Here is a 13,861-nt window from a genome sequence, read left to right on the forward strand (position 1 = left end):
ATGTCCATTTCATCTCCTCGCCGTCCATTGTTACGCCTGTTTCTGCTTGGCCTGTGCGCCTGCCTGCTGAGCCCGTTGGCCAGCGCCGAGCAAGGCAAACGCCTGCGTATCGGCATCACTCTGCATCCGTATTACAGCTACGTCGCCAACATCGTCGGCGACAAGGCCGAAGTGGTGCCGCTGATTCCCGCCGGCTTCAATCCGCACGCCTACGAGCCTCGAGCTGAAGACATCAAGCGCATCAGCGGGCTGGACGTGATCGTGCTCAATGGCGTCGGCCATGACGACTTCGCCGACCGGATGATCGCCGCCAGTGAAACACCCAATGTCAAAACCATCGAAGCCAACGAGAACGTGCCGCTGCTGGCGGCCACCGGTGTCGCTGCGCGCGGCGCCGGCAAAGTGGTCAATCCGCACACGTTCCTGTCGATCAGCGCCTCCATCGCCCAGGTCAACAACATCGCCCGCGAACTGGGCAAGATCGATCCGGACAACGCCAAGACCTACACCCAGAACGCGCGTGCCTATGGCAAACGCCTGCGGCAGATGCGCGCCGACGCTTTGGCCAAACTCACCCAGGCACCCAACGCCGAACTGCGCGTGGCCACAGTGCATGCGGCTTACGACTATCTGTTGCGCGAATTCGGTCTGGAAGTGACGGCCGTGGTCGAGCCGGCCCACGGCATCGAGCCAAGCCCGAGTCAGCTGAAAAAAACCATCGACCAGTTGCGTGAACTCGACGTCAAAGTGATCTTCTCGGAGATGGATTTCCCGTCCAGCTACGTCGACACCATCCAGCGCGAATCCGGGGTGAAGCTGTACCCGCTGTCGCACATTTCCTACGGCGAATACACCGCCGACAAGTACGAAAAGGAAATGACCGGCAACCTCAACACCGTGGTCCGGGCGATTCAGGAGTCGGGGGCATGACGTCGAAAGAAACCTTGATCCCTGACAACACCAATAACCCGGTGGGAGCGAGCCTGCTCGCGAAGGCGCCGGATCAGGCAACATCTTCGCTGAATGACGCACCGCATTCGCGAGCAGGCTCGCTCCCACAGGGGATAACCGGGCCATCGCTGGAGTTTACGGAAGTGAGCCTGACGCTGGGGCGCACGACGATTCTCGACAAGGTCAGCTTCCAGGTGCAGCCCGGCAGCGTGCATGCGCTGGTCGGCCCCAATGGTGGCGGCAAGAGTTCGCTGATCAAAACGCTGCTGGGGCAGATGCCGCATCAGGGCCAGCTCAGCCTGCACTGGCCCGGCGAGCCCGGCACCATTGGTTACGTTCCGCAGGCGCTGGAGTTCGATCGCGGCTTGCCGATGACCGTCGACGATTTCATGGCCGCCATGTGTCAACGCCGTCCGGCCTTTCTCGGTTTAAGCAAACACTACGCCGGCGCCATCGGCGAGGCACTGGAGCGCGTCGGCATGCAGGACAAGCGCAAGCGGCGCATGGGCGCGCTGTCCGGCGGCGAGCGGCAGCGGGTGCTGCTCGCGCAGGGCTTGATTCCGGCGCCGCAACTGCTGGTGCTCGACGAGCCGATGTCGGCCCTCGATGAGGCCGGGATCCAGGTGTTCGAACGTCTGCTGACTGACTGGCGCGCGGCGGGGATCACGGTGTTGTGGATTGAGCATGACCTGGAAGCGGTGGGTCGGCTGGCCGATCGGGTTACCGGCCTCAACCGCCGCGTGCTGTTCGATGCCACACCGCAACAGGCACTGACTCCGGAGCGTCTCCTGACGCTGTTTTCCACCCATCCACGGAGCGCGGTCTGATGAGTTACGAAGCCTTTCGTTTGATGGTCCAGGGTTGGGCGTCTTCCGGTTATCTGCCGGAAGCGCTGGCCTACGGCTTTGTCGTCAACGCCCTGCTCGCCGGCCTGCTGATCGGCCCGGTGCTGGGCGGGCTCGGCACGCTGGTGGTGGTCAAGCGCTTCGCGTTCTTTTCCGAAGCAGTCGGCCATGCCGCGTTGACCGGTGTCGCCATCGGCATCCTGCTCGGCGAACCCTACACCGGCCCGTACGGCAGCCTGTTCGGCTACTGCCTGCTGTTCGGCATCCTGCTCAACTACCTGCGCAACCGCACCGGGCTGGCACCGGATACGCTGATCGGCGTGTTTCTCTCGGTGTCACTGGCACTGGGCGCGAGCCTGCTGCTGATTCTCGCCGGCAAGATCAACGTGCACATTCTGGAAAACGTGCTGTTCGGTTCGGTGTTGACCGTCAACGGCAATGATCTGGCGGTGCTGGCGATCGTCGGTTCGCTGGTCATGGCCCTCGCCCTGCCGCTGTACAACCGCATCATGCTCGCCAGTTTCAATCCGCAACTGGCGGCGGTGCGTGGCGTAGCGGTGAAGACCCTGGATTACCTGTTCGTGATCCTGGTGACCTTGATCACCGTCGCGGCAGTGAAGGTGATTGGCGCGATTCTGGTCGGTGCCTTGCTGGTGATTCCGGCGGCAGCGGCGCGCTTGCTCAGTCAGTCGCTGAAAGGGTTTTTCTGGTGCTCGGTGCTGATCGCTACCGTCAGCACCCTGTGCGGGATTCTTGCGCCGATCGTATTCGATCTGCCGATCCCGTCCGGCGCCGCGATCATTCTGGTCGCCGGCATCGCTTTCGCCCTCGCCGCCATTGCGCGCGGCGTCGTCCCCAGCCTGAAAGGGAACCTTGGATAAATGGCTTTTTCATTGCGTAACCTGACTCTGGCCATGGCCCTGTGTGGCGTGGTCTGCACTCCGTTGATGGCGGCTGAAACTGCGAAACCGTTGCGCGTTCTGGCCTCGTTACCGATCACCTATGGATTGGGCGAAGCATTGCTCAAGGGTACCGACGTCAAACTTGAACGTGCGGCGCCGGCCAACCTTCCGGGTAGCCGTCAGACTGCGTATTTCACCGGCCGTGGCGCTCCGGCGCTGAGCAAACTGGCCACCGACGCGGACGCGGTAATCGGTCTGCGTTCGCTGTGGGCCGATGATCCGCTGTACCCGATCGCGCGGCGCAGCAACATCCGTATCGTCGAAGTCGATGCTGCGCGCCCGGTCGACGGCGCCCTGCCCGGCATCGCCGTGCAGCCGGGCCTGCAGGTTGATGGCCTGAACAGTCAGCCATGGCTGGCGAGCAACAACATGGGGCGCATGGCCGATGTGATGGCGGCGGACCTGGTGCGCCTGGCGCCGAGCGCCAAGCCTGCAATCGAAGCCAACCTGGCGGCGTTGAAACAGCGTTTGCTGAAACTCAGCGCGGACACCGAAGCGCGTCTGGCCGAGGCGGACAACCTGAGCGTGATGAGCCTGAGCGATCACTTCGGCTATCTGATTGGCAGCCTCAACCTTGAACTGGCCGGACAGGACGCGCGGCCTGATGCCGAGTGGACGCCAGAGGAGTTGAAGAAGCTGACGGCGACGCTAAAGGACAATGACGTGGCAGTGGTGCTGCACCATCGCCAGCCAGCGGAGCCGGTGAAAGCAGCGATTGCCGAATCCGGCAGCCGCCTGGTGGTGTTGAGTACCGATGCGGCCGATCCGCTGGCGGAGCTGGAGGGGAATGTGGATTTGTTGCTCAAGGGGTTGAGCGGAGCGTAGTCAGGCTGATACCGAGTCATCGTTCATCGCTGGCAAGCCAGCTCCCACAGAGTTTTTGGCGAACACACATTTGTGATCAACCACAATACCTGTGGGAGCTGGCTTGCCAGCGATGAGACTGTGCAGACAATACAAATTCAAGACATGAAAAAACCCGCTGACCATCACTGGTCCAGCGGGTTTTTTATGCCCGGTCGCTTATTGCGCCGCGACTTGCGCATCCATCTTCTGGCGCAGGCTCAACGGGCGCATGTCGGTCCAGACTTCTTCGATAAAGGCCAGGCATTCCTTTTTCAGGCCGCTCTTGCCCACGGTACGCCAGCCTTGCGGCACGGCTTTGTAATCGGGCCAGATCGAGTATTGCTCTTCGTGGTTGACCACGACCTGAAAGAGGATGTCCTCGCGGTCGAATACTGACGTCATGCTGGTTCTCCATCGTTGTAAGGTCGGCTGCACAACGGATGCAGCCGGGTATGTAGAAAGAACGTTCGCCGCGCGGAAAAATTTACAGCGCGGCGCTGGCAGCGCACAAAGCGCGACCAAAGATCTCGGCCACCCGATCGATTTCCGCGGCGCTGATCACCAGCGGCGGCAGGAAGCGCACCACCGCGCCATGGCGGCCGCCGAGTTCCAGAATCAGCCCGCGCTTGAGACATTCGCGTTGCACCAACGGCGCCAGGCGCGCAAATGCTGGCGGATGACCGAGCGCGTCGGGTGCGCCGTTCGGGTCGACCAGTTCGACGCCAAGCATCAAGCCGCGCCCTCGGATATCGCCCAGCTGCGGGAAGTCGCGCTGCAGAATGTGCAGATGCTCGCTGAGCCGATCACCCATGGCAGCAGCGTGCTCGCAGACTTTGTGCTCGACCAGGTAACGCATCACCGCTGAACCGGCGGCCATGGCCATCTGATTGCCGCGGAACGTGCCGGCATGGGCGCCGGGTTGCCAGGTGTCGAGCCAGTCGCGGTAAACCACCACCGCCAACGGCAGGCTGCCACCGATGGCTTTGGACAGTACAACCACATCCGGAACGATGTCCGCGTGTTCAAAGGCAAACATCTTGCCGGTACGGGCGAAACCGCTCTGGATCTCATCAACGATCAACGCCACACCGGCCTTCTCGGTGATCCGGCGCAAGCCGCGCAACCACTCGACATCCGCTGGAATCACCCCGCCCTCACCCTGTACCGCCTCAACGATCACCGCCGCCGGCAATTGCACCCCGGCCTCGGGATCGTTGAGCAGGCTTTCCAGATAACTCAGATTGGCGTTGACGCCCGCTGCGCCGCCCAGACCGAACGGGCAACGGTAATCGTAGGGAAAAGGCATGAACTGCACGCCGTTGCTGAGCAACGCACCAAGTGGTTTTTTCGGCCCCAGGCTGCCCATCAGGCTCAACGCCCCCTGACTCATGCCGTGATAACCGCCGGAAAATGACAGCACGGTGCTGCGCCCGGTTGCGGTGCGCACCAGTTTCAGCGCTGCTTCCACGGCGTCGGTGCCGGTCGGGCCACAAAACTGGATCTTCGCTTGCGCCGCCAACTCCGTCGGTAGCAGCCCGAACAGGTCCTGGACGAATTGATCCTTGACTGGCGTAGTCAGGTCGAGGGTGTGCAGCGGCAACTCATCGGCCAGCACTTGCTGGATCGCCTCGATCACCACCGGGTGGTTATGCCCCAGCGCCAGCGTGCCGGCTCCAGCCAGGCAGTCGATGAATGTACGTCCTTCAACATCCTCGACATACAAGCCCTTGGCACGCTTGAGCGCCAAGGGAATACGCCGAGGATAGCTGCGTGCGTTGGACTCCTGCCGGCTCTGCCGCGCCAACAACGGTGATTCGTTGAATTCGAACAACGTTTCCGCCGGCGCCGAGGCGACCCGGGCCGACGACGCTTCGATAAGACTGGTGGCGACTGACATCTCTCGACCCCTCAATTCGCTATGGATAGTGACCAGAACAGCACACCGACAGGTGCGCGTTCCGGTCGCGGGGCGCACTTGCAGGTTTTCCTGTTCTGGAAACGCTTCAGCGCGGTGCGGATTTACACCCGTGATCGAGTTGTCCGGCCGGTGAGGACAAAGGTTTGCGCAGCGGCACGGTTTGCAAGCCGTTGCAGAGACCGGGTAGCGCTGCCTGTTGGTAACCCAGGTGCCGATAGAACCCCTCGGCGGTGCGCGTGCTGTTGAGGTGAGCATTGCGCACACCGCGAACCCGCAACCAGCCTTCGACATTCTGCATCAGCGCCCGGCCGACGCCTCGGCGGAAGGATTCCGGCTGGACGTAACACAGCAGGATTTCGCCACTGACCCGAGCCATGCCGACACCAACCGGTTTGTCATCAAGCAAAGCGACGCAGAGATAGAAATGTGGGTCGGCGAGCCGGCTACTGATGAAATCGGCGGGAGAACGGTTGAGCCAGTCGCTGACGAGAAGTGGATGGTTGCGGTGATCGAGTGCACATCCGATACGGATCGAACGCTCGACAATACGGTTGATGATGCCGGTGTCGGCCAGGGTGGCCGGACGTATGCAGACGGGTGCTTCCATGGCGCAGTTCCCTCAATCCATTGAGTCAAAGCTGGGTTGACCTTAGCCCCAACCCTGGCGGATAGCGAACGCCGAGAAGTTACATTTGATGTGGCAGAACATGTTCTTTTGTGAGAGCGAGCCTGCTCGCGAAAGCGTCAGGCCAGTCAACGTCGATGTTGAATGACTTCCGCATTCGCGAGCAGGCTCGCTCCCACAGGGGATCCAAGGTGAGATCAGAGGGTTTGCAACGGCATGGTCAGTTCGACCCGCAAGCCATCCGGGCGGCTGTCGAAATGCAGGGCGCAGTCACAGCGCTGAACAATCGCCTGGACAATCGCCAGACCCAGCCCGCAGCCGGTGCTCTGCCCGTTGCGCCAGAAGCGTTGGGTCAGATGCTGCAAATCATCTGGCGCAATGCCGGGGCCATGGTCACGCACGACAAAACGCACGCGATTGCCGATGTTTTCCAGATGGACCTCGACCGCGCAATCTTCAGGTGTGTGACGCAAGGCGTTGTCGAGCAGGTTGCGCAGTGCAGCAATCGCCAGCACGGCAGGCATTTGCAGCGGCGCGGCGGACAAGTCGTCAGGCACGTGCAGTTTGATCCGCAGCCGTTCACCGCCGGTAGCGTCCTGGATCGCCAGTCTGGCCACTTGTTCGGCGCTGCATTGCGAGCCGTCATCAAACGACAGACTGCCTTCGACCCGCGCCAGTAACAGCAATTGCTCAAGGGTGCGATGCAAGCGATCGGCGCCCTCTTCGGCGCGCGCGAGCGACTGATCGCGGGCGCTGCCGTCGGTCATGCGCGCCACTTGCAGGTGGGTCTTGATCGCCGTCAGCGGACTGCGCAGTTCATGCGCGGCGTCGCCGGTCAGACGACGTTCACGTTCGATGGTCTTGCCGATGCGCTGGAACAACTGGTTCTGGGTTTCCAGCAGCGGCTTCAGTTCGCTGGGAAACGCCTGCAACTGCAATGGTTCAAGAGAGTCGGCATTGCGCCGCATCAGCGCCTCGCGCAGACGATTGAGCGGCGCCAGCCCCTGCCCGATGCCTAGCCACAGCAGGCACAGGCAACCCAGCAAGGCCACGCCGACCGGCACCGAAGCAGCGAGCAGAATCGACATGTTCAAGGCTTCGCGCTCGATCTGCCGATCCGCCGTAGTGATGCGCACATCGCCGCGGGCCAGGGTGAAGCTGCGCCACGGTGCGCCGTCGATCATCTGATCGTGGAAGCCCATTTTCTCGGCTTCCAGCGCTTGCTCGGGGTTGTTGTGGCTTCGCGCGAGAATCTCGCCGCGCAATGAGCTGACCTGACAGGCCATGCCGCCGGGAATGTTCAACTGTTCAGCACTGAAGTGGGTGCCCTCGCCCTTGCTTGGCAGCGTCGGCAATTGCTCGAGCAAACCGGCGACCATGCGCGCCGAGGCCACCAGACGCTGGTCGAGGGAAAACATCATCTGATTGCGCAGGTCGCTGAGCATCCACGCCGCCGCCAGCGCCCAGATCAACGCGAAGGCGGCGCCGAGCGTCAGGCTCAGGCGCAGGCGCAGACTCATCATTTGCCTTGCTCTGCGCCATCGGCGGGGCCGAGGCGATAGCCCAGACCACGCACGGTTTCGACGATGCCTTTGCCAAGCTTGCTGCGCAGATGATGGATATGCACGTTCAGCGCGTTGCTTTCCAGTTCGTCGTTGAAGCCGTAGACGCTGTCCTTCAGTTGCTCGGTGGACAGCACCCGGCCGCGATTGTGCAGCAGCGCCTGCAACAGCGACTGCTCACGGCGCGAGAGGTCCACCGGTTGCCCGGCGAGTCGGGTTTCGCGGCTGCTCGGGTCGTAGGTCAGCGCGCCGTGCTCAATCAGATTGACACTACGCCCTGCCACCCGGCGCAGCAGGGTTTGCAGGCGAGCGAACAGTTCGCGCAGGTCGAAAGGCTTGAGCAGATAGTCGTCGGCGCCGGCCTGCAGACCATCGACACGATCGGTCACCGAGTCACGGGCAGTGAGGATGAGAACCGGGATTTCCAGGCCGCTCTGCCGCAACTGTTGCAGCAACTTGAGGCCATCTTCGTCCGGCAGGCCGAGATCGAGCACCATCACATCGAATTCGGCGACCTTGAGCATCGCCCGCGCCTTGGACGCGGTGTTGACGTGCTCGACGGTCAGACCCTGAGCCTTGAGTCCGGCGACGATGCCGCTGGCGATCAGCTCATCGTCTTCGCAAACCAGTACGTGCATAGGGGCTCCGGAAATAAAAAAGGCGAGTGAAGCAGGCAAGGATTAAGGGGCAATTATGGCGGCACACGTCGACTTCGCAAAGCTGCACAAGAATGCAGTCAGATTGTCGCAGCCCAGCAACCGACGCGAGCACGCCTAGCAAACTTTATTACCCCGCTATCCATTCAGAAACAATTCCAGCCTTTATCGCCAACGCAACTTCATCTAGTTTCAACTGGCAACTTCAACCCCAAACTTAAATGGATTTTTAAACATGACCAACTTGAATAACTTTGTTGCCATAGACTGGCGCTCCGGCCCTGATCGAATTTATTTTTTCTTCAAGGACACCGATACCTATTCGCGATTTGATATTGGCGATAATAGTGTCCCGTCCAATTATCCAGCCGCCACGGCAGGCAACTGGGACAACTTCGCCCCGTATACCAAAGATCTGCGCTTTGGCTTGACTACCACTTCCTTCGGCTGGAACGCCGAAAGTGACGAGGATATTGCCTGGCTTTTCTTTTATGACGGAACAACTCCGATGGTCTGCAAATACGATCAGGACAGCGATAAAGTTGCCGGCTTCTACAAGGTAGCCGACTCGGTGTGGAAGCCGATTCTTCCATATTTTGACAAGATCATCGCTGGCACCTGGTTTCAACTGACCGGCTACCCTTTCCTGTTTCGATTCATCCTCGATGACGGCCACTACTTGTCTTTCGACTACAAGGCCAAGACCGTCAAGTACAACCGTTTCGGCGAATATCAGCTGGGCGCGCTGAAACCTTACAAGGACCGGATAATCACCGCGGCGCAGAATGACCGGACATTTGCAGACAGTTACTGGTATATCTTCCTGACCAACAATCAGTACCTCACTTACAACATTCAGTCCGACCGACTCGTTGCCGGCCCCACAACCATTGATGACGGCAATTGGCCCGGCCTGCTGCGTGGTTGATTGGTCAATCCCGGCGAGCCTAGTAGGATAGGGTTAATTATCGGTTAATCGCCGCCGCCCATCCTGCACCCCACTTGCACAGGGACAAGGCTCCTCCATGCGTCATTTTTTTCTTCTGTTTGCTCTACTGGTTTCCGGTCTGGCTCAGGCCGGAAACAATCCGTTCGAGTCCAAGCCGGACTTTTTACCCGTCGACAAGGCATTCGTACTCACCTCCGAGCGTCTGGACTCGGGCGAAACCCAGCTGTTCTGGCAGATCACTGACGGCTATTACCTGTATCAGAAACGCCTGAAATTCGATGGACTGGCCGCCGATCAGCAGCCGGTGTTGCCTGAAGGCGAATCCCACAGCGATGAGTTCTTCGGCGAGCAGCCGGTGTACCGCCAAGGGCTGGAAGTAAAAATCCCGGCGGCGGCCAGCGGTCAGATCAAAGTCAGCTATCAAGGTTGCGCCGATGCCGGTCTGTGCTATCCACCGCAAACCAGGGTGATCGATCTGGGTGGCAAAGCCGCAGCAACAACAGGCGCTGAAGCCCCGGATCAGGCTTTGGCCAGCAGTCTGCAACAACGGGCGCTGGGCTGGAGTCTGCTGGTGTTCTTCGGACTCGGCCTGCTGTTGGCGTTTACCCCGTGTTCGCTGCCGATGCTGCCGATTCTCGCCGGGATGATCGTCGGCAGTGGCGCCACACCACGGCGCGGGTTTGCCTTGGCCAGCAGCTACGTGATCTGCATGGCACTGGTGTATGCGGCGATGGGCGTGATTGCTGCGCTGCTCGGTGCGAACCTGCAGGCGTGGTTGCAGAATCCTTGGTTACTCGGAGCATTTGCCGCCATTTTCGTGGTGCTGGCATTGCCGATGTTCGGCTTCTTCGAGCTGCAACTGCCGGTGGCCCTGCGTGATCGCCTGGAACATGCGTCGCGCAGCCGCAGCGGCGGCAGCCTGATCGGCGCCGGCGTGCTGGGCGCATTGTCCGGTCTGTTGGTCGGGCCGTGCATGACCGCGCCACTGGCCGGCGCGCTGCTGTACATCGCGCAGAGCGGTAACGCGTTGCACGGCGGTCTGATTCTGTTTGCACTGGGCATCGGCATCGGTGTGCCGCTGTTGCTGCTGGTCACTGTGGGCAACCGTTTCCTGCCGAAACCCGGCGCGTGGATGAATCTGCTCAAGGGCATATTCGGCTTCCTCTTTCTTGCCACTGCATTGTTGATGCTGCGCCCGGTACTGGACCCGTCGTTGTGGCTGGGGCTGTGCGGCGCTCTGCTGTTGATCGCCGCTTACAGCGCTTGGAAACAATCCGAAGGTTTTGGCCGCGTCGCACAGATGTTTGGCGCGCTGTCCCTGTTGCTCGGTTTGTGGGGCAGCTTGTTGGTGATCGGTGCGGCGGGTGGCAGCGATGATCCGTATCAGCCATTGCAGGTCTACAGCGCCGGCCCTGTCGCCAGCGCAGCGCCGACGGGCCACGATGCCTTCAGCACAATCAAGGAACCGGCCGTCCTGCAACGCGAACTCGACGCGGCCAAGGCCCAGGGTCAGTGGGTGCTGCTCGATTACTACGCCGACTGGTGCGTGTCGTGCAAGGTCATGGAGAAGAAGGTGTTCGGTGAAGCCAAGGTCGTGCAGGCCCTGAGCGATGTGCGCCTGCTGCGCCTGGATGTGACCGCCGATAACGCCGCCAGCCGCGAGCTGCTCAGTCGCTACAAAGTGCCGGGGCCGCCGACGTTCATCTGGATCGGCGCTGACGGCGAAGAACGCCGCAGCCAGCGCATCACCGGCGAGGTCGATGCCGACACCTTCCTGCAACGCTGGTCCGCCACCCGAGATGCCAACTGATGCTGACGTTCACCCTCGGCACCTTCGCCATCGCGCTCAACCACCTGCTGCTGATCAGTGCTCTGGCGCTGGCGACATTTGTCGGCTGGCGAGTGGCCAAGCGCGGCGGCGATAACCCCGAGTCAGCGCTGTTCAGCCTGTTCTTGCTGGGCATGCTCGCGGCGCGCATTGCGTTTGTCGCGCTGTACTGGTCGCACTATCGCAATGACCCGTGGCAGATCATCGATCTGCGCGACGGCGGTTTCCTCGCCTGGCCCGGAGTGATCGTGCTGCTGCTGGCGGCGTTGTATCGCGGCTGGCGCCGGCCCGCTTTGCGCCGTCCGCTGGGCTTCGGCGTGGTCAGTGGCGTGGCGTTCTGGCTGCTTGCCACCCTGTCGCTGAATATCTACGAACAGGGCACCCGGCTGCCGGATATTGCCCTGCGCAACGCCGCCGGGGAAAAGATCAAGCTCAGCGACTATCAGGGCGGCCCGCTGGTGATCAACCTGTGGGCGACCTGGTGCCCGCCGTGCCGGCGAGAAATGCCGGTGCTGGAAAACGCCCAGCAACAGCGCCCTGATCTGACGTTCTTGTTCGTCAATCAGGCCGAAAGCATGCAAAGCGTGGCCACGTTCCTGGAAACCCAGGGCCTGAGCCTGAACAACGTGCTGTTCGACCGCAATGGCCGTCTCGGTCAGGCCGTGGGTTCCATGGCGTTACCGACTACGCTGTTCTATAGCCCGGACGGTCGCTTGCTGACCAGTCACCTCGGTGAACTGTCGAACGCCAGCCTCGCCCGCGCCCTGGAAACCTTCGACACTTCACCTTCAAGCCCGAATCAGGCCGTTGCCCCGGCCAACTCTGCAAGGAAACTGCCATGCCCCGCCTCCGCCACCTGCTGACGCTGACCCTGGGCACTGCCCTGCTGCACTTGCCGTCGGTACAGGCTGCTGAAGAACTGCCCGCCGCAATCAAAAAGATCGAAGCCAAGGGCGCGAAAATCGTCGGCCAGTTCGACGCCCCCGATGGCCTGCGCGGGTACGCCGCGCAATACCAGAATCGCGGCATGGCGCTGTACCTGACCCCGGACGGCAAACACGTCGTGGTGGGTAATCTGTACGACGCCGACGGCAAGGATCTGAGCAGCGAGCCTTTGCAGAAACTGGTCTACGCGCCGATGTCCAAGGAAGTCTGGGCCAAGTTCGAGGCGAGCAACTGGATTCAGGACGGCAACAAGGATGCACCGCGCACGGTGTACCTGTTCAGCGATCCGAATTGCCCCTACTGCAACATGTTCTGGGAACAGGCGCGGCCATGGGTCAAGGCCGGCAAAGTGCAGTTGCGCCACATCATGGTCGGCATCATCCGCGAAGACAGCCCGGGCAAATCAGCCGCGCTGCTGGCGGCGAAAGACCCGGCCAAGGCCCTGGAAGATCACGAAAAGGCCGGCAAGGGCAGCGCGCTCAAGGCTCTCAAAGACATTCCGGTCGCCGTGCAGAGCAAACTCGCGGCGAACATGCAATTGATGGAAGACCTCGAACTGCAAGCCACCCCGGCGATTTTCTACATGGATGACAAAGGCGAACTGCAACAACAGCAAGGCGCGCCTTCGCCGGACAAGTTGGTGAAGATTCTCGGGCCTAAGTAGTTTTTTCATTGCTTGGACCGGCTCTTTCGCGAGCAGGCTCGCTCCCACAGTTGACTGCATTCCCTCAGCCAGAATGCGATTAACTGTGGGAGTGAGCCTGCTCGCGAATGAAGCTCACTCGGTCTAGCGGTTGCGCTCGGCCAGAAACGCCAGCAGCGCCTCAGTGACAAACCCGGGATTCTCCAGATTTGAGATATGCCCCGCCTCCGGTACCAGCACGCACGGGCAACCAATCAATTCAGCCATTTCCCGGGCTTCCGAGGGTGGCCGGGGTTTGTCCTGATCGCCGCACAGCACCAGTGTCGTCGACGGGTTCAGCTCGCTCAGACGTGGCAACAGGTCGTTGCGGCCAAACGTGATGCGTCCCATCGGTACGATGCTGTCGCGCAGACGCTCGGGCGAGTAGCTCTTCAATTTCGCGCGGAAGTCCTGATACAGCGCCGACTGCGGGTCGATGCCCGGGCGGAAGAAGATCGGTACGACGATGTCGAGCAATTGTTCGGAGATAGTGCCGCTGTCTTCGATCTGCTTGAACAACGAGAAGTAATATTGCCGGGTCGGTTCCGGCTCGACGCCGACGTAGGTGTCCATCAGCACCAGACCGTTGAGACGTTGCGGTGCGGACAGTGCCAAACGCGCGCCCCACATGCCGCCGACGGATAGTCCGACGAGGGTGACGCGGTCGATGTCCAGGTGATCGAGCAAGGCCTGCGCCTGTCGGGCGATGTCGTCCAGCGATGTCGTGCCTTCAGGTAACTTGCCGGAATCGCCATGGCCCCACAGATCCAGGGCGATGACGCGATAATGCGGGGTCAGCGCGGCGATCTGCGGCGCCCACATCGCTTGATCCCAGAGATAACTGCCAGCCAGCAACACGGCGGGGCCGGTGCCTTGATCAATGTAGTGCAGTGCTTGTCCGTCAACCGTGAAAAAGGGCATCGACCACCTCCGCGAGAAAGAACAGAACCGGCAGACTGAGCTGCCGGTTAATGATCGTCAAGGATGGAAATGTACAGTCATGTACTGGTGATTTGTGTTGAATTCACCGGCGCCATCGCTGGCAAGCCAGCTCCCACAGGGTTCAACGTCGTTCACAAGATTTGTGCTCAC

Annotated in this window: 14 protein-coding genes; 8 read left to right on the plus strand and 6 right to left on the minus strand. The window is 61.1% G+C overall.

Going from position 1 to position 13,861, the window contains the following annotated elements:
• Genes AB4N85_RS13105 through AB4N85_RS13120 form a run of 4 tightly spaced genes read left to right on the plus strand, consistent with a single transcriptional unit; the run spans window position 1 to window position 3,583 of the window.
• The gene (locus AB4N85_RS13105) at window positions 1-930 is read left to right on the plus strand and encodes a metal ABC transporter substrate-binding protein (RefSeq protein ID WP_056788579.1); all 930 of its coding nucleotides are present in this window, start codon (window positions 1-3) and stop codon (window positions 928-930) included.
• Window positions 927-1,778: a metal ABC transporter ATP-binding protein gene (locus tag AB4N85_RS13110; protein ID WP_122707196.1), complete on the plus strand. Its 852-nt coding sequence runs from the start codon at window positions 927-929 to the stop codon at window positions 1,776-1,778. The genes AB4N85_RS13105 and AB4N85_RS13110 overlap by 4 nt, the downstream gene beginning before the upstream one ends.
• Entirely contained in the window at window positions 1,778-2,677 is a 900-nt protein-coding gene (locus AB4N85_RS13115) for a metal ABC transporter permease (protein WP_007917717.1), read from the plus strand. The genes AB4N85_RS13110 and AB4N85_RS13115 overlap by 1 nt, the downstream gene beginning before the upstream one ends.
• The gene (locus AB4N85_RS13120; RefSeq protein WP_073472505.1) at window positions 2,678-3,583 is read left to right on the plus strand and encodes a metal ABC transporter substrate-binding protein; all 906 of its coding nucleotides are present in this window, start codon (window positions 2,678-2,680) and stop codon (window positions 3,581-3,583) included.
• Window positions 3,584-3,781: 198 nt separating this feature from the next.
• On the opposite strand, the gene AB4N85_RS13125 is transcribed toward AB4N85_RS13120, so the two are convergent.
• From AB4N85_RS13125 to AB4N85_RS13145, 5 genes are all read right to left on the minus strand, one after another.
• A complete protein-coding gene (locus AB4N85_RS13125; protein WP_252868022.1) occupies window positions 3,782-4,006 on the minus strand; it encodes an MbtH family protein in 225 nt (74 codons plus the stop codon).
• An 82-nt stretch (window positions 4,007-4,088) separates the two neighbouring features.
• Entirely contained in the window at window positions 4,089-5,501 is a 1,413-nt protein-coding gene (locus AB4N85_RS13130; protein WP_252868023.1) for an aspartate aminotransferase family protein, read from the minus strand.
• 106 nt (window positions 5,502-5,607) lie between these two features.
• Complete coding sequence (locus AB4N85_RS13135; RefSeq protein ID WP_122707202.1) at window positions 5,608-6,129, minus strand: GNAT family N-acetyltransferase; 522 nt, start codon at window positions 6,127-6,129, stop codon at window positions 5,608-5,610.
• A 215-nt stretch (window positions 6,130-6,344) separates the two neighbouring features.
• Complete coding sequence (locus AB4N85_RS13140) at window positions 6,345-7,670, minus strand: ATP-binding protein (RefSeq protein WP_016770811.1); 1,326 nt, start codon at window positions 7,668-7,670, stop codon at window positions 6,345-6,347.
• Window positions 7,667-8,347 carry a response regulator gene (locus AB4N85_RS13145; protein WP_122700104.1) on the minus strand — a complete coding sequence of 227 codons (681 nt, stop codon included), beginning with the start codon at window positions 8,345-8,347 and terminating at the stop codon, window positions 7,667-7,669. Before AB4N85_RS13145 ends, AB4N85_RS13140 begins: the two co-directional genes overlap by 4 nt.
• Before the next feature lie 253 nt (window positions 8,348-8,600).
• Here AB4N85_RS13145 and AB4N85_RS13150 point away from each other — a divergent pair, with 253 nt between their 5' ends.
• The 4 genes from AB4N85_RS13150 (at window position 8,601) to dsbG (ending at window position 12,751) form a co-directional block, all read left to right on the plus strand.
• The gene (locus tag AB4N85_RS13150; protein WP_252868024.1) at window positions 8,601-9,293 is read left to right on the plus strand and encodes a hypothetical protein; all 693 of its coding nucleotides are present in this window, start codon (window positions 8,601-8,603) and stop codon (window positions 9,291-9,293) included.
• A 97-nt stretch (window positions 9,294-9,390) separates the two neighbouring features.
• Window positions 9,391-11,124 carry a protein-disulfide reductase DsbD gene (dsbD, locus tag AB4N85_RS13155; RefSeq protein WP_252868025.1) on the plus strand — a complete coding sequence of 578 codons (1,734 nt, stop codon included), beginning with the start codon at window positions 9,391-9,393 and terminating at the stop codon, window positions 11,122-11,124.
• The gene (locus AB4N85_RS13160) at window positions 11,124-12,005 is read left to right on the plus strand and encodes a TlpA disulfide reductase family protein (protein ID WP_110646813.1); all 882 of its coding nucleotides are present in this window, start codon (window positions 11,124-11,126) and stop codon (window positions 12,003-12,005) included. Before dsbD ends, AB4N85_RS13160 begins: the two co-directional genes overlap by 1 nt.
• Window positions 11,981-12,751 (plus strand): thiol:disulfide interchange protein DsbG, encoded by a 771-nt coding sequence (gene dsbG / locus AB4N85_RS13165; protein ID WP_252868026.1) that lies wholly within the window; start codon window positions 11,981-11,983, stop codon window positions 12,749-12,751. The genes AB4N85_RS13160 and dsbG overlap by 25 nt, the downstream gene beginning before the upstream one ends.
• A 123-nt stretch (window positions 12,752-12,874) precedes the next feature.
• Here dsbG and AB4N85_RS13170 read toward each other — a convergent pair whose 3' ends face one another.
• On the minus strand, window positions 12,875-13,690 hold the full coding sequence (locus AB4N85_RS13170) for an alpha/beta fold hydrolase (protein ID WP_252868027.1): 816 nt from the start codon (window positions 13,688-13,690) through the stop codon (window positions 12,875-12,877).
• Between the last annotated feature and the right edge of the window lie 171 nt (window positions 13,691-13,861).

The organism is Pseudomonas sp. H1_G08, from assembly GCF_054681355.1.